This window comes from Streptomyces sp. NPDC040622 (assembly GCF_055593965.1).
The window spans coordinates 352,350-371,263 of the sequence record NZ_JBVIXD010000005.1 but is presented as its reverse complement, the minus strand read 5'-3'; the positions used below and the strand labels follow the sequence as shown (position 1 = coordinate 371,263).

Below are 18,914 nucleotides of genomic sequence, written 5' to 3'. Positions count from 1 at the left end.
TCCGCGGCGGCGGGCCCGCCGCGTCCTCCGGCCGGCAGGTCAGCCGGCGGCCTCGTCAAGGACCGAACGCCAGCGACTCTGGGCGCGGTCGTAGTGCAGCGGACCCACCACGAACGTGGTCAGGTCCAGCGCGGTGAGCTGTTCGTACGCCCCGGCGGGCAGGTCGGGCTCCAGCACGATGTCGAGCCCGGTGGCCGCGTCCCGCAGCACGATGGGCCGCGCCTCGCGGGCCTCGCCCAGGGTGCCGGGCGCGGGCGCCGCGGGGCGCGCGGTCCGCCGTACGACCCCTTTGAACGTCTCGTACGCGTCCCTGACCGCCTCCGCCCCGAGGCCGCTGAGGAACGCCTGAAGAGGCAGTGAGGCCAGGACGATCCACGGGATGTCGGCCGCTCCGCGGCGGTGCACGGTGCGACGGACCCGGACCGGTGGGGCGCCGAGTCCCTCGAACGCGGCGACCAGCTCCTGCGCGAGGTCTTCGGGGACCTCTCGGTCCAGGAGCAGCTCCGCTCGCAGCGGCGCATCGGTCATGGAGGTGCTTCCTTCCGGGGGCGTGGACGGCAGCCTAGAGGCGTGAGCCGTGCGCACGCGGGGAAACCGGTGATTCAGTGCGGTCGATCCGGGGCGTGGCCCGGAGCGGCGTCCACGGGGGCCGACCTGGGCGGGCGGCCCTTCCCCCGGCGTGCCCCCGGCACTCTCCCGCACGCCCCGATTCACGCGATGGTGCGATCATCTGCCGCCGTACGGATGGCGGTCGAGGGACCCGGGTAGAGCCGGGGCCATGACGCAGCCGTTCGAACTGCCGCACTTCTACATGCCGTACCGCGCGCGACTCAACCCGCATCTGGAGGAGGCGCGGGCGCACTCCACCCGGTGGGCGCGCGACATGGGCATGCTGGAAGGTTCCGGCATCTGGGAGCAGAGCGACCTCGACGCGCACGACTACGGGCTGTTGTGCGCGTACACGCATCCTGACTGCGACGGCCCCGCGCTGTCGCTGATCACCGACTGGTACGTGTGGGTCTTCTTCTTCGACGACCACTTCCTGGACATGTACAAACGCACCCAGGACAGGGCGGCGGGCAAGGCCCACCTGGACCGCCTGCCTCTCTTCATGCCGATGGACCTCTTCACCCCCGTGCCCGAGCCGCAGAACCCCGTGGAGGCCGGTCTCGCCGATCTGTGGACCCGCACGGTGCCCGCGATGTCCGTGGACTGGCGCCGCCGCTTCGCGGAGTCGACGGAGCACCTTCTCAATGAATCCATGTGGGAGCTGTCCAACATCGACAAGGGGCGGGTCGCCAACCCCGTCGAGTACATCGAGATGCGCCGCAAGGTGGGCGGCGCCCCCTGGTCGGCGGGCCTCATCGAGTACGCGACCGCCGAAGTGCCCGCCTCCGTCGCGCGGTCCAGGCCGTTGCGCGTCCTCATGGAGACGTTCTCCGACGGCGTCCACCTGCGCAACGACCTCTTCTCCTACCAGCGCGAGGTCCAGGAGGAGGGGGAGCTCAGCAACGGAGTGCTCGTCCTGGAGACCTTCTTCGACTGTTCGACCCAGGAGGCCGCCGACACCGTCAACGACGTCCTCACCTCACGGCTGCACCAGTTCGAGCACACGGCGGCCACCGAAGTGCCCGCCCTCGCCCTGGCGGAGGGCCTCACCCCGCCCGAGCTCGCCGCCGTCGCCGCCTACACCCAGGGACTGCAGGACTGGCAGTCCGGCGGCCACGAGTGGCACCTGCGCTCCAGCCGGTACATGAACGAGGGCGCGCTCGACGCCTCGCCGCTCGCCGGACCCACCGGCATCGGGACCTCCGGCACCGACATGGGCGCGCTGCTCGCGGCCGCGGGGGCGGAGCGGCTGCGGTCCTTCACGCACGTGCCCTTCGAGAAGGTGGGACCCTCCCGGGTGCCCGACATGTATATGCCGTTCCCCCTGCGCCTCAACCCGGGCCTGGACACCGCGCGGCAGCGGCTCACGGCCTGGTCGCACGAGGTGGGGATCCTCGCGGAGGGCGTCTGGGACGAGGACAAACTCGACGCGAACGACCTGGCGCTGTGCTCGGCCGGCATCGACCCCGACGGCAGCCAGGAGGCCCTCGACCTCAGCGCGCAGTGGCTGGCCTGGGGCACCTACGGCGACGACTACTACCCCCTCGTCTTCGGCCACCGCCGTGACCTGGCCGCCGCGAAGCTCTGCACGGAGCGCCTCTCCGCGTGCATGCCGCTCACGGGCGAACGGGCCCCGACGCCGGTGAACGGGATGGAGCGCGGCCTCATCGACCTCTGGCAGCGCACGACCCGAGACATGGGCGACGACCAGCGCCGGACCGTGCGGAACACCGTGGACGTCATGACGGAGAGCTGGGTGTGGGAGATCCTCAACCAGGTGCACAACCGCATTCCCGACCCGGTCGACTACCTGGAGATGCGCCGCGCCACGTTCGGCTCGGACCTCACGATGAGCCTGTGCCGGATGGGCCACGGCCCCTCCGTGCCGCCAGAGATCTACCGCAGCGGTCCCGTCCGCTCCCTGGAGAACGCGGCGGCCGACTACGCCATGCTCCTGAACGACATCTTCTCGTACCAGAAGGAGATCGAGTACGAGGGTGAGATCCACAACGGCATCCTCGTCGTGCAGAACTTCTTCGGCTGCGACTACCCGACGGCGCTGCGCGTCATCCACGACCTGACGACCCAGCGCATGCAGCAGTTCGAACACGTGGCCGCACACGAATTCCCGCTCCTGTACGAGGACTTCGCCCTGTCGCGCGAGGCGCGGGCGGCCATGGACGGCTACGTGGAGGACCTGCGGAACTGGCTGGCGGGCATCCTGAACTGGCACCGGGACTGCCGGCGGTACGGGGCGCGGGACCTGGCAAGGCGCGCACACGGCTTCGTGCCCGACCGGGTGCCGAGGGTGCCGTCGATCGCGGGACCGCGCTGACGTACCTGGTGGAGGGGGCTTTCCGGGGGCACACCGGAGGGCCCCCTTCGGATGGTTTCTTCCGGAATGGAGGATTCGTGGAACTTCCCTGGAGCGCCAGGAGTCTTCTGGAGTGAAGGCGGCCGTCGAGCGGCGGCCGCGCCACGGGGGATGAACACGGGGGTGTTCGACCATGACCGACATCATTGAGCGCATCACGGAAACAGGGGTGGACGAAGCGGCGGAGAAGGCGCCCACCGACGGCGAACTGACGCCGTACGCGGCGCCGTTGACCGTCCCGCCCGTCCTGCGGCCCGACTCCGCGGACGTGCGTGAGGAGACGGAGATCGCGCTGCGCCCGACCTGGGTGCGCCTGCACCCACAGCTGCCGCCGACCCTGATGTGGGGGTACGAGGGCTCGGTGCCAGGACCCACCATCGAGGTGCGGCGCGGGCAGCGGATCCGGATCGCCTGGACCAACCGCATCCCCGACGGGGAGTATCCCGTCACCGCCGTCGAGGTCCCGCGCGGCGACCCGCGGACGGACCCGCCGCCCAGCACCGAGCCCGGGCGCGCGGGCGTCGAGCCGAACAAGGACGTGGCGGCGCTGCCCGCCTGGTCGGTGACGCACCTGCACGGCGCGCAGACCGGCGGCGGCAACGACGGCTGGGCGGACAACGCGGTGGGCCACGGCGACGCCCAGCTCTCCGAGTACCCGAACGACCACCAGGCGGTCCAGTGGTGGTACCACGACCACGCCATGAACATCACCCGGTGGAACGTGATGGCGGGGCTCTACGGCACCTACCTGGTCCGGGACGACGAGGAGGACGCCTTGCAACTCCCGTGCGGGGAGCGGGAGATCCCGCTGATCCTCGCCGACAGGAACCTCGACACGGACGAGGGCGACGACCGGCTGAACGGTCGCCTGCTGCACAAGACCACCATCGTCGACCCGAAGAACGCGGAGACGGGCAAGCCGGTCTCCCTGCCCTTCACGGGCCCGTACACCACGGTCAACGGCCGCATCTGGCCCTACGCCGACGTGGACGCGGCCTGGTACCGCTTCCGCCTGGTCAACGCGTCGAACGCGCGCGTCTACGACCTGGTTCTCGTCGACGAGGACAACCACCCCGTGCGGGGCGTCCTCCACCAGATCGGCAGCGACGGCGGGCTCCTGCCGCGCCCCGTGCCGGTCGACTTCGAGGGGGCACTGCAGACGCTCACCGTCGCCCCGGCCGAGCGCATGGACCTGCTCATCGACTTCAGGGAGCTCGCCGGGCAGCGGCTGCGCCTGGTCAACAAGGGCCGCGCCCAGGCGCCCGGCGTGCCCGACGTGACCAACGACGTGCGCTATCCGCAGGTCATGGAGTTCCGGGTGGCGGAGTGCGCGGATGCGGACACGTTCGAACTTCCGGAGGTCCTCTCGGGCTCGTTCCGTCCCCTCACGCACGACATCGAGCACGGCCACCGGCTGATCGTGCTGACCCCGCCCGCCACCAAGGGCGGCGGCGGGCACCCGGAGATCTGGGAGATGGCCGAGGTCGAGGAGCCGGGCGACATCCAGGTCCCGACCGAGGGGGTCATCCAGGTGCGCGGCGACGACGGCAAGGTCAAGACGTACCGCAGGATCGCCCGCACCTTCAACGACGGCCTCGGTATCACCGTCGCCGAGGGCACCCACGAGCAGTGGAGCTTCCTGAACCTCGCGGTGAACCCGCCGGTCCTCCACCCGATGCACATACACCTGGCGGACTTCCAGATCCTCGGCCGGGACACGTACGACGTCTCGGGCTTCGACACCACCATCGGCGGCACCCGCGCGCCGGTCGCGCCCGACCCGCTGCGCCCGGTCCCGACGGCTCCCAACGAGCGCGGCTGGAAGGACGTCTTCCGGGTCCCCGGCGGCCAGATGGTGCGCGTCATGGGCAAGTTCGACGGGGCGTACGGCCGCTTCATGTACCACTGCCACCTCTTGGAGCACGAGGACATGGGCATGATGCGGCCCTTCGTGGTCATGCCGAAGGAGGCCCTGAAGTTCGACCACGGCGCCGGGCACGGCGGTCACGGGGGCCACACCGCGGCCTAGGCGGCGACTCCCGCGTGCCGTACGGCGGCTCGCGCCAGTGCCGCACGACCGGGCGTGGCCGCGAGCCGTCGCCGGCAGGCTCGGGCTGGAAGAGGAGGGCCAGGAAGAAGGGGTGGCCGGGGAGTTCGGCGACCCGGACCCGGCCCCCTCGTCCTCGCCCGTGAAGCGCAGGCCGCGGGCCCGCGGTGTGTCGAGGTGGGCGCTCGGTCCGTACGAGCAGTAGCGCCTGATCGAGCTGGGGGCGCCGATCACCGACTCGGCGAGCGAGCCGGGGGTGGTCACCGCGCCTTCGTGGCCGACCAGCGTGCACCAACGTGTAGGCGAGCGGCGCGACGAGCAGGTCGTCGGCGTCGGGGTCGTTCTCGGCGTGGGCGACGCCGGTCAGGCCGCACACGGTGCGGGCGTACTCCAAGCGTGTGCTGGAAGCCGCCGCACGGGCCGAGGAAGGGCTGACGGCACCCCGCGTCGTCCACCGCACGGAGCTCTTGCACGCGGGCGTCCCGCGCGGGTCCGCGGCGGCGCTGACCGCACAGCTGGACGTCACCCGTTCGTGAGGCGTCGCCGCGGGCTCCGGCCGGGTAGAGCTGTGGCCGGAGGCGAGCCATGGACCAGACCACGTTGCGTCCCAAGCCGATGCCGGGCGGACACCCCGGCCGGACCCCGGGCCCGGCCCCCGGAAAACGCTTCGGGAGGCGTTTCGGGAGGCGTTTCGGGCGCCGCCAGGGGAGGCCGCCGGGCAAGACCCACCGCCCGCACGCCGCCAAGCGCCGCGGCCGGCGCCTGACGACGCTGCTGTGCGGGCTGCTGTTCGCGGCGGTCCTGGTGCTCTCGGGCATAGGCCTCGGCACCGTGAGCGCCACCGTCATCGGCATGAGCAAGCTCGCCGAGATGCAGAAGTCGGCGCCACGGAGCGGGCCGCCCGGGCCCGGTGCCGCCGCGCCCGGTGCCGGCACCGCGGCCCGGGGTCCGGCCGCCGCGCCGAAACAGTCCGCGCACCCGGCGCAGGGCCCGCGCCGGCAAGCCGCCCCGGCCCGCACCGCGACCCTCGGCGTCGAGGCCGTCGACGCGCCCCGGGGCGCGGGCGCGCTGCTGGTCGGCGTGCACATCCCCGGACCCGGGCACACCGCGGGCCTCGTCCGGGGCGACACCCTGCTCCTGTTCGGCAACAAGCGCATCGGCTCGGCGGCCGGCCTCGTCTCGGCGGTCGGCGCCGCGCGCCCCGGCGAGGAGGTCACCCTGACGGTGCGGCACGAGAGCGGCGGGCGCCAGGTCCTTTCGGTGCGGCCGGGAGTCGTGACGTGACGCAACGACGTGACATGACGTGACGACGTGAGGGCGCACGCCGGCGGGCGTCGGGGCGTGCCCCGGGTTCGCGGGAGCGCACCGCTGCGGGCAGGATGCTGGCGTAGCCAACAGGAGGTCCTCATGAGCAGCACGCCCGCGCCCTTCACCGCCGACGACTACAAGGCCCGCATGGAGCGTGCCGCCGCCACCGCCGCGGACGCGGGCCTTGCGGGCGTCCTGGTCGCCCCGGGCCCCGACCTCGTGTGGCTCACCGGCTACCGGCCGACGGCGGACACCGAGCGCCTGACCGTCCTCGTGCTGGCCGCCGGGCAGGACCCCGTCCTCGTCGTGCCCACCCTGGAGGCCCCGGACGCCGCGCGGGCCGTCGGCGCGCCCGCGCTCACCCTGCGGGACTGGACCGACGGCAAGGACCCCTACGCGGTCACCGCACCGCTCCTGGACGTGTCCGGCCGCTTCGGAGTGAGCGACAACGCCTGGGCGATGCACCTCCTCGGCTTCCAGAAGGCGCTGCCCGGCACCTCCTACGTCTCCCTCACCGAGGCCCTGCCGATGCTCCGCGCGGTCAAGGACGCCGCCGAGCTGGAGCGTCTCGCGGCGGCGGGCGCGGCGGCCGACGCGGCGTACGAGGAGATCCAGAAGGTGCCCTTCGCGGGCCGCAAGGAGACCGACGTCGCCGCCGACCTCGCGGACCTGCTGCGCCGGTTCGGGCACTCGCAGGTGGATTTCACCGTCGTCGGCTCGGGGCCCAACGGCGCCAATCCCCACCACGAGGCGGGTGACCGCGTGATCGAGCGGGGCGACATGGTCGTCCTCGACTTCGGCGGTCTGCTGCACGGCTACGGCTCGGACACCTCCCGCACGGTCCACGTCGGCGAGCCGACCGCCGAGGAGCGGCGCGTCCACGACGTGGTGCGCGAGGCACAGGCGGCGGGCTGCGCGGCGGTGCGGCCCGGAGCGGCCTGCCAGGACGTGGACCGGGCGGCCCGCGACGTGATCACCGAGTTCGGCTACGGCGAGTACTTCATCCACCGCACCGGCCACGGCATCGGCGTCACCACCCACGAACCGCCCTACATGATCGAGGGCGAGGAGCAGCCGCTGGTGCCGGGCATGTGCTTCTCCGTGGAGCCCGGCATCTATCTGCCGGGCCGTTTCGGCGTACGCATCGAGGACATCGTGACGGTCACCGACGAGGGCGGGCGCCGGCTCAACGCCACCGCCCGCGAGATGGCCATCGTCGACTGACCCTCTTTCCATGACGGCGTCCACCTTTCCAGGACGGCGTCCACGACCTGCCGCGTCTCCTCGGTCGCCGACCGAGGAAACCCTGTCCCCCTCTGTCCCCCTTGGACACCCTCGTGAAGGCCTAGGCGGTGGCCAGGATCACGCACGACTCGGCGGGCAGCCGCACCGTCCCGTCCTCGCCGGGCGCGGCCACCGGTCCCCACGCGGCGAGCACGCGCGCGTGGCGCCCGTCCAGGGGCACGGAGACGGCCTCCTTGCCGAAGTTCACGGCGATCCGCAGGTCCCCGCGCCGGAACGCGAACCAGCGCGCCCCCTCGTCGTGCGCGACCCGCACCGCCGCCAGGTCCGGGTCGGTCAGGTCGCCGCGGGCGCGCCGCAGGGCGATCAGCTCGCGGTGCCAGGCGAGCAGCCGCGCGTGGTGGCCCCGCGCGGGCTCGGACCAGTCGAGGCAGGACCGCTCGCGGGTCCCGTGGTCCTGCGGGTCGGGGATGTCCTCCTCGGCCCACCCGTGCGCGGCGAACTCCCGCCGCCTGCCCCGGCGTACGGCGTCCGCGAGTTCGGGGTCCTGGTGGTCGGTGAAGAACTGCCAGGGCGTCGTGGCCCCCCACTCCTCGCCCATGAACAGCATCGGTGTGAAGGGCCCGGTCAGGGTGAGCACGGCCGCGCAGGCGAGCAGGCCGGGGGAGAGGGATGCCGAGAGCCGGTCGCCCTGCGCGCGGTTGCCGACCTGGTCGTGGGTCTGCGCGTAGCCCAGGAAGCGGTACGCGGGTGTCCGCGCGCGGTCCACGGGGCGGCCGTGGGCCCGGCCGCGGAACGACGAATAGGTGCCGTCGTGGAAGAACCCCCGCGTCAGCGTCTTGCCCAGCGCGGCGAGCGGGGCGCGCGCGAAGTCCTCGTAGTAGCCCTGCGCCTCACCGGTGAGCGCGGTGTGCAGCGCATGGTGGAAGTCGTCGTTCCACTGCGCGTGCAGGCCGAGGCCGCCGTTCGCGCGCGGGGTGACGAGACGCGGGTCCCCGAGGTCCGACTCGGCGATGAGGGACAGCGGCCTGCCGAGCTCGGCGGCCAGGGAGTCGACGGCGGCGGAGAGTTCCTCCAGGAAGTGGCACGCGCGCGTGTCCCGCAGGGCGTGCACCGCGTCGAGCCGCAGACCGTCGAGACGGTAGTCGCGCAGCCAGGCCAGGGCGCTGCCGACGAGGTACGCGCGCACCTCGTCCGAGCCGGGCGCGTCCAGGTTGACCGCGGCGCCCCAGGGCGTCTGGTGGGTCTGCGTGAAGTAGGGGCCGAAGGCCGGCAGGTAGTTGCCGGACGGGCCCAGGTGGTTGTGGACGACGTCCAGGACGACGCCGAGACCGTGCGCGTGCGCCGCGTCGACAAATCGTTTCAGCGCCTCGGGCCCGCCGTACGGCTCGTGTACCGCCCACAGCGAGACACCCTCGTACCCCCAGCCGTGCCGCCCCGGGAAGGGGCACAGCGGCATCAACTCCACGTGCGTGACGCCCAGCTCCGCGAGGTGCCCGAGCCGCTCCGCCGCCGCGTCCAGGGTGCCCTCGCGGGTGTACGTGCCCACGTGCAGCTCGTACAGGACGGCGTCCCGCACCGCGCGCCCCGCCCAGGGAGCGCGCCACGCGTACCGCTCGTGGTCGACGACGGCGCTGACCCCGTCGGGGCCGTCCGGCTGGCGTCGCGAGCGCGGGTCGGGCAGGACGGGGCCGCCGTCCACCGAGAAGCCGTACCGCGTGCCGTCCTCGGCCGCCGCCTCGGCCGTCCACCACCCCGCGCGGTCCCCGTCGCGCTCCAACGCGCGCGTGGCGCCCGCGCACTCCAGCTCGACCCGCCCGGCCTCCGGCGCCCACACTTCGAACCTCACCGACGGTTCCCCTCGTCCGCTGTCCGTCACACCGTGCGTCCCATGGTGCGTCAGAAGCCGCTGCTCCGTGGGAGGAAGCGAACGATCGGCTGCCGAAGGCCCCGTTCTGGACACCCGGGGCGAAGGTGCCCGACAATCTCCTGGTGACATCCTCCTTCGAGTTCTCCACGTACCCCGCGCGGGTGACGGACGCCGAGCGCGACCGGGCGCTGGACGCACTCAAGGAGGGAGCGGCCCAGGGCCGGCTCTCGCACGACACGTTCGTGCGCCGCATGGAGCTCGTGCTCGCCGCGGGCAGGCCCGACGAACTGGCCGCCCTCACCGCGGATCTGCGGACCGAGAGCCGCTGGTCGCGCATGGTGCTCGACGGCGTCGGCGCGGTCTCCGGCTTCACGATGAAGCTGCGCAGGGCCTGGCAGGCCGAGCGGCTGCCGAAGCTGCTGCTGCCGTCGCCGGACAGTGTCTGCCCGCTCCGGATCGGCCGCGACCCCGCCAACGGCCTGCGGCTCAGCCACGACACGGTCTCCCGCGTCCACGCCGAGCTGCGGCGCCAGGGCGGCATGTGGGTGCTGCGCGACCTCGGTTCGACCAACGGCACCTCCGTGAACGGCCGCAGGGTCACCGGCGCCGCACTCGTCAAGGACGGCGACCTGGTCAGCTTCGGCCGGATGGCCTTCCGCCTCGCCATGAACTGAGCCCGCCCCGGGCCCCTCGCTCCGGCGGAACGCGGTCACCCGCGCGTGCGGTCGATCCCGCACTGCGCGCGCGCGTGCCGCGCGGCCGCGACCGTCGTGCGCGACTGGTGCTTCACCTGATGCTCCAACGGCACCCAACGGGCCTTGAACCGTTCGGCGAACGCCTCGCTCCACTGCGTCACCAGCCGGTCCAGGCGCGGCGCCGCCCGGTCGCCCGCCTCGTCGAGGACCCGCAGCAGCATCGCGGCGGCCCGCAGCGGCAGCCGCCTGCCGAAGGCGTCGACGCTGCCGATGTACGCCATGGAAGTGGCCGCGGGCGGCTGGCGCCGCCAGTCGTCGGCGAGGCCCGGCACCAGCGCCAGCGCCCAGCGCGCCGCCCGCAGCATCGGCCCCTCGGCGCCGGGCAGCCGGGGCAGCGCCTCGCAGAGGACCTCCTCGACGAGCCGCGCGTCGTGCCGCAGCCGCCGCGCCAGGGCCCGCATCGCCCGCACCGGCGCCGGATGCGTCGCGGGATCGTCGACCAGGTCGCTCGCCCACATCGGCACCTCGACGATCGCGGTCAGCCCGCCGTAGCGGTGGACGTGGTGCCAGGTGGTGAGCCGGGCGTCCTCGGGCAGGCTCGGGTACGCCGCGTCGACGCCGGGACCGGGCAGCACGTGGACGCCCGGCCCGGAGACCGGCCAGCCCGCCGCGTCCGACGCCCCCGTCTCCACCGGGATGTGCAGCTCCGCGGCGGACTTCGCGAACGGCCCCGCGAGGCCGGGGATGTCCTTGGTCAGCTGCACCCAGCTGCCGCCCAGGTCCGTGCCGTGCAGGGAGACCTGCAAGAAGGGCCGCAGTTCGTCGATGACGGCGGTCAGGGCGCGTGTCTCGGGCGGCAGCCGGTCCGGCGGCAGCACGGAGGGCGACCACTCGGGCTGCTCGGGTCCCGCGGGGCGGAAGAAGTTCCGGTGGTAGTCCAGGAGCGTGCGGGGCGCGGGCGTGCGGTGCAGGCTCGCGCCGTCCGGGTCCGCGCAGAGCAGGAAGTGCCAGGAGACGTCGCCGCGCAGGCGCCGGTCCCGCAGGGCCCGCTCGGCGAGGTCCAGGAGCGTCGACCCGCCGGTCGGCTCGTTGGCGTGCGCGCCGGCGACGACGAGCACCGCGTGCGGGGAGCGCCCCACGGAGAGCAGGTGCAACGGCCGTCCGGCGCGTGAGGAGCCCACCTCGCGCAGGGTGCCGAGCTCGGGCCGGTGGGCTGCCAACTGGCGTGCGACGACGACGAGTTCAGGAACACTGGGATAGTGCTGCACCGTCAGTCGGCCCCCCGTCCGGTCCGCCACCGAGGCAATCGCAGTACGCCACGCGCGGGGAGAGGTGTCAAGAACACGCACGGTGGCCCGGCACCGGGGCGGCGTCACCCGTACGGCCGTACGCGGCCTGCGGCGCGGCCCGCGCGGTGGTCGTCTTGAACACACCCGCGCGGCCGTTCGTCGCGCCGAAGCACAGGTGGGAGCCCCGCGGTGCGCTGCCTCCCCGTCCCGCCGGACGGTCCGACCTCGGCCACACAGACGTGGTCGGCCGCCGTCGCGGCCGTCTCGCACCGCGCCGCGGAGCGCCTCTCGCCCACACCGGGCGCCCCCTGCGGGGCCGTGCACGCCGCCGTGCGCACGCCCGCGGAGGGCGACGGGGGAGGCGGGGACGCAGCCCGGGCGGGGGGAGGTCCGCTGCCACCCAGCCTCTTCGCGCCCGGTGTCGCGAGGGACCCCTACCCCGTCTTCCGCGTGCTGCGTGAAAGCTTCCCCCTGGTGCGGGACGAGATCCTCGGGGCGTGGCTGGTGAGCCGCTACGGGGACGTGCGGCACGCCCTCGCGCGGCCGTGGCTGGTCGCGCTGCCGCCGGGGCGGACCCTCGCCCACATGGAGGGCGCCACGCACCGCGCGCACCGCGCCCTGGTCGAGCCGGAGCTGCGCGGCCGAGCCGTCGCGGCGCTGGCCGCCGGGGCCTCGCGCACCGCCTACGTCCTCGCCCACCGCATCGCCGCCCGCCGGGAGGCCGACCTCGTCGCCGAGTTCTGCCAGTGGCTGCCCACCGCCGCGATCGTGGCCGCCCTGGGCCTTCCCTATGAGGACACCGCCTACGTACAGCGGTGGTGCCGCGGCGGCCTCACCCACCTCGGCGGCCACCACCACGAGCTCGCCGCCCGGCTCGGCCCCCTCCTGGCGCGGCGCCGGGCCCGCCCCGGCGACGACCTGCTCTCCGTGCTGTGCACCGCCGAGGCCGAGGGACGGCCCCTGTCCGACGAGGCCGTCACCGGACTCGTGGGCTCGCTGCTCGGCGGCGGGGGCGAGGCGACCGCGCTCGCGCTCGCCTCGCTCCTCGCCAACCTCCTCGACCACCCGCACCAGTTGGCCCTGGTCCGCGAGCGGCCCGAGCTGATACCCGGCGCCTGGGCGGAGTCCCTGCGCCGCGATCCGCCCGCTCCCGTCGTGCTGCGCCGCGCGGTGCGTCCCGTCGTCGTGGCGGGCACCCCGCTGCCCGCGGGGGCGGTCGTGGCGTGTCTGGTCGGTGCCGCGGGGCGCGACCCCGCACGGTTCGCCGACCCGGACCGTTACGACGTCCTGCGCGCGGGCCCCGGCCACCTCGCGTTCGGCGCGGGCCGCCACTCCTGCCTCGGCGCCGAGCTCGCGGGCCGCACCGCCGAGTACGGCCTGCGCGCGCTGCTCGACGCCCTGCCGGGGCTGCGCGGGGCACCGGGCTTCAGACCGGCTCCCCAGGGCCTTTTGACGCGTGGTCCTCGGACGCTCCTCGCCCGTCCCGCGTGAGCCGTACGCCTTCGGAGGCGGTGACCCGCTCCAGGAGCGCCACCGGTGAGGTGCCGAAAAGCTCCGCCACGCGCGCGTACCCCTCGAACTCCCGCTCCGGAGCGAGCAGATCGGCCCACCGTCCTGCCGGCAGCGCCAGCTCGGTCTCCCGCCAGCCGCCCGCGTCGGCGAGCCGCAGGGACAGCCGTGTCACCGCGGCCACGACCTCCCCGGAGCGCGCGAACGCCACACAGTGCGCGGCGCCGGGCCCCTCGGCGGCCAGCGGCTCGTACGTCGCCGCGTCCCCGAAGAGCCCGGGCCGCCGCCTGCGCAGCCGCAGGGCCGCCGCGGTGAGCGCCAGCTTCTCCTCCGACAGGTCCCAGCGCTCCCGCTGCGAGTCGAGCCGCTCCAGGACGTGCGGCTGGAAGCGCGCGGGCCGCCGGTTGTCCGGGTCGACCAAGGCCCGGTACTCGCCCTCCGTGCCCTGGTAGAGGTCGGGCACCCCGGGCATCGTCAGATGCAGGAGCGCCGCCCCCAGCACGTTGGCCCGCACATGGTCGCCCAGCTCCCGCGCGAAGGACGCCACCGCGTACAGCGGCGGCCCGCACGGCCCCGCCTCCACGAAGGCGGCCACGGCCTTCTCGTACGCCTCGTTGGGCTCGGTCCAGCTGGTGTGCAGGCCCGCCTCGCGCACGTGCTTCAGGAGCGCGTTCTGCAGCCGTGTGTCGTAGGGGAAGCCGAAGCCGACCGACGTCTGCCAGGCGGCCCACGCCAGTTGCGGGTCCGGCGCGCACGTCCCGCCCACGCGCGTGGTCTGCTCGGTGAGTTCGACGAGGAGGTCGGCCCAGCGGCCGGGGCACTGCGTCAGCGTGGAGATCCCCGCCCGCACGTCCGCGCTGCGCTTGGTGTCGTGGGTCGTCAGGACGGTGCCCGAGCAGGGCCAGTCGCGCTGCACGCGCGCGCAGTACGCGTGGAACTCCTCCATGGGCACCGCGGGCCGCTCGGGGGCGCCGCCCACCTCCGCCGCCGACAGGAGCGGCGCGTGCCGGTAGAACGCCGTGTCCTCGACGGCCTTGGCCCGCAGCGCGGACGCGGTCTGCGCGAACCGCGCACGGAACTCCTCGACGGCCGCGGAGGGGGCCTGTGCGGCCCTGGGACGGCCCAGCGCCAAGTCCCGTACGACGTCGACCGCCTCGGCCTCCTGCGGCACGCCGAAGGCCGCCCTGGCCTCCTGGGCCGCACGGTCGGTGAGGACCGTCTCGGGGGCGTCGCCCCCGGTGGCGTAGGGCCGGTAGACGCGCATCCGCACGAGCAGCTCCCGCAGGGCGGTGCGCAGTGTCCACGGCGCGTGGTCGCGCAGGGCGGGCTCGCTCGCGCAGATCGCGGACGCGACGCGCGTGAGGCGGTCGACCTCGGTGGCCAGTTCGCGCGTGACGACCTTGTACGCGGCGCGGCGCACCGTCGCGTCCCAGTCGCCGCCCCGGTCTGCGGGCGGCGCGGCGAACCGCCGGTACTGGCCGAGGAGTTCGCCGGCGCCCGCCGGGTCGGTGAGGACGCCGTCGATGTGGCGCAGCGCGTCGTAGCCGGTGGTGCCGGCCACCGGCCAGGCGGCGGGCAGGCGTTCGCCGTCGGCGAGGATCTTCTCGACGACCGTCCACCGCCCGCCGGTCGCCCCGTGCAGCCTGCGGAGGTAGGCGCCCGGGTCCGCGAGGCCGTCGGGGTGGTCGATCCGCAGGCCCTCGACGACGTCCTCGCGCAGCAGCTGCAGGATCTTCCCGTGCGTCGCGGCGAAGACCTCGGGGTCCTCGACGCGCACCGCGATGAGGTCCGAGATGGTGAAGAACCGCCGGTAGTTGAGCTCCGTGCGGGCAAGCCGCCACCACGCCAGGCGGTACCACTGGGCGTCCAGGAGCTCCGGCAGCGGCAGTTCCCCGGTGCCGTCCCGGAGGGGGAAGGCGTGCTCGTGGTAGCGCAGGACGTCCCCGTCGACCCGCAGCCGCCCGAGCTCGTCCCCGAGCCTGCCCCCGAGGAAGGGCAGCAGAACGCGCCCGTCGCCCGCCGCCCAGTCGATGTCGAACCAGCGCGCGTACGGCGATCCGGGGCCCTCGCGCAGCACCTCCCACAGTGCGTGGTTGTGCCGCGGCACCGCCGCCATGTGGTTCGGCACGATGTCGACGATCAGGCCGAGCCCGGCCGCGCGGGCGACGCGGGACAGGGCGCGCAGCCCCTCCTCACCGCCCAGCTCGTCGCGCACGCGCGCGTGGTCCACCACGTCGTAGCCGTGCGCCGACCCGGGGACCGCCTCGAGCACCGGCGACAGGTGCAGGTGCGAGACGCCGAGCGAGGCCAGGTGGGGGACGGCCGCCTCGGCGGCCGCGAAGGGGAAGTCCGGCTGCAGCTGGAGCCGGTAGGTGGCGGTGGGGGGCGGCGGGACCGCGGGCCCTTGGCGCTCCGGCGTCATGCGCGTCATGCGAACGTACGTACCCGCCTGGGCGGCTTTCGTGCCATCGACCCATGCGTGTCCGCACTACGACGTCGTTAGCGTCGGACGATGGCTGAGAACACACGGGACGCGTACCGCACGGTGATCAGGATGACGGGGGCGCTGCTCCCCGTCGTCTCGTTCTTCGGCAGACTCCCCGTGGCCATGATCCAGTTCGGCAGTGTGCTCCTGGTGACCGAGACCAGCGGATCGCTGGCCACCGGCGGCATCGTCGCCTGCGCGCTCGCGCTCGGCCAGGTGACGCTCGGCCCGTTCGTCGGGCGTCTCGCGGACCGGCACGGCCAGCGCGCGGTGGTCCTCGTCTTCTCGCTCGTCAACGCGGTGGCGATCGCCGCGTACACCCTGGGCGCGGTCGCGGACCTGCCCACGCCCGCCCTCCTCGTGCTCGGTGCCCTCGCGGGCGCCACCATTCCGGGGATCGGCCCGTTGGCCAGGGCCCGCGTCGTGCCGCTGGTGCGCGCCAAGGGCGGCGACGACCGGCTCGCGAGCACCGTGCTGTCCCTGGAGAGCACCATGGACGAGCTGTCCTTCGTGCTCGGCCCCGCCCTGGTGGGCCTCGCGTCCGTGGCGGGCAACGCCGCGTACGCCTTCGGGACGGCCGCGCTCCTGGTCGCCGTCTGCGGCTCGGCCTTCGCGCTGCATCCCACGGGCCGCACCCCCAAGGCGGCCGCCGAGGGGAGCACGCGCGCGCGGGGCGCGCGTCCGCGGCTGCCGCGCTCGGTGTACGTCGTCCGGGCCGGCCTCCTCTTCCTCGGTGTGCTGCTCGGGGCCTGCGGGGCGGGCATCACGGCGCTGACCGAGGAGTTGGGGCAGCCGGGGCAGGCCGGGCTCGTGTACGCGGCGATGGGCGTCATGAGCGCCGTGGTGGGGCTCTCCATGGCCGCGCTGCCCGAGCGCTTCGGGCTGCTCGCGCGCTGGCGCGCGGCGACGGCCGCCGCGGCGCTCCTGTCGCTGCCCCTGGTGTGGACCGACAGCCTGCTGGGCCTCTACGTAGTGGTCACCTTCTTCGGCGCGATCTACGCCCCGAACCTCATCACCGGCTTCGCGCTGACCGAGCGGGCCGTGCCGCAGCAGCGGCTCGCCGAGGGCATGACCTTCGCCGCGAGCGCCTTCGTCGGCGGGCAGGCGGTGACGCTCGCGGTGGCCGGGCGGCTCGCGGAGGCGCACGGCGCGGGGGCGGCGTTCGCCCTCGGCAGCGGGGCCGCGGCGGTGGCGTTCGTGATCGCCCTGATCGCCCGCCACGACCCGCCCCGCGCCGACCCGTCCGAGCGCCCGCTCGTCGAGGCCCCCGCCCAGCCGCCGGCCCGCACCCCTGTCACGCCGGACGCTGCAGCACCGTGAGGCTCCGGTCGGCCAGCGTGATCCTGTCGCCGGCCCGCACCTTCGGCCCCGGCGCCGGCGGAACGCCGTCGTCGAGCGCCGTGTCGATCACGACCTGCCACTGCCGGCCGTGGTTGACCGGCACCACGAACTCCAGCGGCTCGGGCGACGCGTTGAACATCAGCAGGAACGAGTCGTCGGAGATCCGCTCGCCGCGCGGACTCGGCTCCGAGATGGCGTTGCCGTTCAGGAACACGCTCAGTGCCCGGGCCTGGGCCGCGCCCCAGTCGCGCTGTTCCATCTCCTCGCCCTCCGGGGTGAACCAGGCGATGTCCGACAGCTCGTCGTGCGTGCCCTGGACCGGCCTGCCGTGGAAGAAGCGGCGCCTGCGGAAGACCGGGTGGTCGCGCCGCAGCATCGCCATCGTGCGCGTGAAGGCGAGCAGCGAGTTCTCACCGTCCGGCCAGTGCACCCACGCCAGTTCGTTGTCCTGGCAGTAGGCGTTGTTGTTGCCGCGCTGGGTGCGCGCGAACTCATCCCCGTGGCTGAGCATCGGCACGCCCTGGGAGAGCATCAGGGTGGCGGTGAAGTTCCGCATCTGCCGGGCGCGCAGGGCCAGTACGTCCGGGTCGTCCGTCTCGCCCTCGGCGCCGCAGTTCCAGGAGCGGTTGTGGCTCTCGCCGTCCTGGTTGCCCTCGCCGTTGGCCTCGTTGCGCTTCTCGTTGTACGAGACGAGGTCGTGCAGCGTGAAACCGTCGTGGCAGGTCGTGAAGTTGATCGACGCGAGCGGGCGCCGCCCGTCGTCCTGGTAGAGGTCGGACGAGCCGGTGAGCCGCGAGGCGAACTCCGCGAGCGTGCGCTGCTCGCCCCGCCACAGGTCGCGCACGGTGTCCCGGTACATGCCGTTCCACTCGGTCCACAGCGGCGGGAAGTTGCCCACCTGGTAGCCGCCCTCGCCGACGTCCCAGGGCTCGGCGATCAGCTTCACCTGGCTGACCACCGGGTCCTGCTGCACGAGGTCGAAGAAGGACGAGAGGCGGTCCACCTCGTGGAACTGGCGCGCGAGCGTCGCCGCGAGGTCGAAGCGGAACCCGTCCACGTGCATGTCCGTGACCCAGTGCCGCAGCGAATCCATGATCATCTGAAGGACGTGCGGTGAGCGCATCAGGAGCGAGTTGCCGGTCCCCGTGGTGTCCATGTAGTAGCGGGAATCGTCCATGAGGCGGTAGTACGAGGCGTTGTCGAGGCCCTTGTAGGAGAGCGTCGGGCCCAGGTGGTTGCCCTCGGCCGTGTGGTTGTAGACGACGTCGAGGATCACCTCGATGTTCGCCTCGTGCAGCGCCTTCACGGCCTGCTTGAACTCCAGGACCTGCTCGCCCCGGTCGCCCCAGGAGGCGTACGCGTTGTGCGGGGCGAAGAAGCCGATGGTGTTGTAGCCCCAGTAGTTGTTCAGGCCCATGTCCACCAGGCGGTGGTCGTTCACGAACTGGTGGACCGGCATCAGCTCGAGGGCGGTGACGCCCAGCTCGGACAGGTGCTCGACGATCGCGGGGTGACCGAGCGCCGCGTACGAGCCGCGCAGCTCGTCGGGCAGGTCCGGGTGGAGCATGGTCAGGCCCTTCACGTGGGCCTCGTAGAGCACCGTCTCGTGGTACGGGGTGCGCGGCGGCCGGTCGTCGCCCCAGTCGAAGTACGGATTGACCACCACCGAGGTCATCATCCGCGGCGCCGAGTCCATGTCGTTGCGCGCGTCGGGCTCGTCGAAGTGGTAGCCGTACACCTCCTCGCCCCAGTCGACGTGCCCGCTCACCGCGCGCGCGTAGGGATCGAGCAGCAGCTTCGCGGAATTGCAGCGGTGCCCCTGCTCCGGCTCGTAGGGGCCGTGGACGCGGAAGCCGTAGCGCTGTCCCGGCATGATGCCGGGCAGGTACGCGTGCCGCACGAACGCGTCGGACTCGCGCAGCTCGATCGCCGTCTCCGAGCCGTCGTCGTGCAGCAGACACAGCTCCACCCGCTCTGCGGCCTCGGAGAAGACCGCGAAGTTCGTACCGGCTCCGTCGTAGGTGGCACCCAAGGGATACGCCTGACCAGGCCAGACCTGCATATATACGACTCTTCCACTAACGCCCCCTCTGGTTGGGGCCACTTTGGCCAGAGTCTCCCCTGAAAGTGGGGCAACCACCCAGG

Annotated in this window: 13 protein-coding genes and 1 pseudogene; 8 read left to right on the top strand and 6 right to left on the bottom strand. The window is 73.6% G+C overall.

Features of this window, described 5'->3' with window-relative positions; translation table 11 throughout:
• Positions 1-39: 39 nt before the first annotated feature.
• Positions 40-528: a hypothetical protein gene (locus ACZ592_RS16420; protein WP_471582219.1), complete on the bottom strand. Its 489-nt coding sequence runs from the start codon at positions 526-528 to the stop codon at positions 40-42.
• A 250-nt stretch (positions 529-778) separates the two neighbouring features.
• On the opposite strand from ACZ592_RS16420, the gene cyc2 reads away from it, so the two are divergent.
• Both cyc2 and phsA read left to right on the top strand, forming a co-directional pair.
• Positions 779-2,944, top strand: a complete 2,166-nt coding sequence (gene cyc2, locus ACZ592_RS16415; RefSeq protein WP_471582218.1) for a germacradienol/geosmin synthase Cyc2 — start codon at positions 779-781, stop codon at positions 2,942-2,944.
• A gap of 172 nt (positions 2,945-3,116) precedes the next feature.
• Positions 3,117-5,012 carry an O-aminophenol oxidase PhsA gene (gene phsA / locus ACZ592_RS16410; protein WP_471582217.1) on the top strand — a complete coding sequence of 632 codons (1,896 nt, stop codon included), beginning with the start codon at positions 3,117-3,119 and terminating at the stop codon, positions 5,010-5,012.
• On the opposite strand, the pseudogene ACZ592_RS16405 reads toward phsA, so the two are convergent.
• Positions 5,009-5,461 (bottom strand): annotated as a pseudogene (locus ACZ592_RS16405) (CTP synthase); the annotation flags it as partial. The gene phsA and the pseudogene ACZ592_RS16405 overlap by 4 nt on opposite strands.
• On the opposite strand from ACZ592_RS16405, the gene ACZ592_RS16400 reads away from it, so the two are divergent.
• The 3 genes from ACZ592_RS16400 (at position 5,429) to ACZ592_RS16390 (ending at position 7,562) form a co-directional block, all read left to right on the top strand.
• On the top strand, positions 5,429-5,566 hold the full coding sequence (locus tag ACZ592_RS16400) for a hypothetical protein (protein WP_471582480.1): 138 nt from the start codon (positions 5,429-5,431) through the stop codon (positions 5,564-5,566). The pseudogene ACZ592_RS16405 and the gene ACZ592_RS16400 overlap by 33 nt on opposite strands.
• A 49-nt stretch (positions 5,567-5,615) precedes the next feature.
• Positions 5,616-6,314, top strand: a complete 699-nt coding sequence (locus ACZ592_RS16395) for a PDZ domain-containing protein (RefSeq protein WP_471582216.1) — start codon at positions 5,616-5,618, stop codon at positions 6,312-6,314.
• Positions 6,315-6,437: 123 nt separating this feature from the next.
• Positions 6,438-7,562, top strand: coding sequence for an aminopeptidase P family protein (locus ACZ592_RS16390; protein ID WP_471582215.1), 1,125 nt, complete (start codon positions 6,438-6,440; stop codon positions 7,560-7,562).
• 121 nt (positions 7,563-7,683) lie between these two features.
• On the opposite strand, the gene treZ is transcribed toward ACZ592_RS16390, so the two are convergent.
• Positions 7,684-9,429 carry a malto-oligosyltrehalose trehalohydrolase gene (gene treZ, locus ACZ592_RS16385; protein ID WP_471582214.1) on the bottom strand — a complete coding sequence of 582 codons (1,746 nt, stop codon included), beginning with the start codon at positions 9,427-9,429 and terminating at the stop codon, positions 7,684-7,686.
• A 143-nt stretch (positions 9,430-9,572) separates the two neighbouring features.
• Between treZ and ACZ592_RS16380 the strand changes: the two genes are divergently transcribed.
• Entirely contained in the window at positions 9,573-10,124 is a 552-nt protein-coding gene (locus ACZ592_RS16380; protein WP_471582213.1) for an FHA domain-containing protein, read from the top strand.
• A 35-nt stretch (positions 10,125-10,159) separates the two neighbouring features.
• Here the strand turns inward: ACZ592_RS16380 and ACZ592_RS16375 are convergent, their stop codons facing one another.
• On the bottom strand, positions 10,160-11,413 hold the full coding sequence (locus tag ACZ592_RS16375) for a M14 family zinc carboxypeptidase (protein ID WP_471582212.1): 1,254 nt from the start codon (positions 11,411-11,413) through the stop codon (positions 10,160-10,162).
• Positions 11,414-11,623: 210 nt separating this feature from the next.
• Between ACZ592_RS16375 and ACZ592_RS16370 the strand changes: the two genes are divergently transcribed.
• On the top strand, positions 11,624-12,925 hold the full coding sequence (locus tag ACZ592_RS16370) for a cytochrome P450 (protein WP_471582211.1): 1,302 nt from the start codon (positions 11,624-11,626) through the stop codon (positions 12,923-12,925).
• Here ACZ592_RS16370 and treY read toward each other — a convergent pair.
• Complete coding sequence (gene treY / locus ACZ592_RS16365; RefSeq protein WP_471582466.1) at positions 12,861-15,365, bottom strand: malto-oligosyltrehalose synthase; 2,505 nt, start codon at positions 15,363-15,365, stop codon at positions 12,861-12,863. The two genes, ACZ592_RS16370 and treY, sit on opposite strands and share 65 nt — an antisense overlap.
• A gap of 90 nt (positions 15,366-15,455) precedes the next feature.
• Here treY and ACZ592_RS16360 point away from each other — a divergent pair, with 90 nt between their 5' ends.
• A complete protein-coding gene (locus ACZ592_RS16360; RefSeq protein WP_471582210.1) occupies positions 15,456-16,748 on the top strand; it encodes an MFS transporter in 1,293 nt (430 codons plus the stop codon).
• Here ACZ592_RS16360 and glgX read toward each other — a convergent pair.
• Positions 16,723-18,831, bottom strand: coding sequence for a glycogen debranching protein GlgX (gene glgX, locus ACZ592_RS16355; protein WP_471582209.1), 2,109 nt, complete (start codon positions 18,829-18,831; stop codon positions 16,723-16,725). The two genes, ACZ592_RS16360 and glgX, sit on opposite strands and share 26 nt — an antisense overlap.
• Positions 18,832-18,914 lie beyond the last annotated feature (83 nt).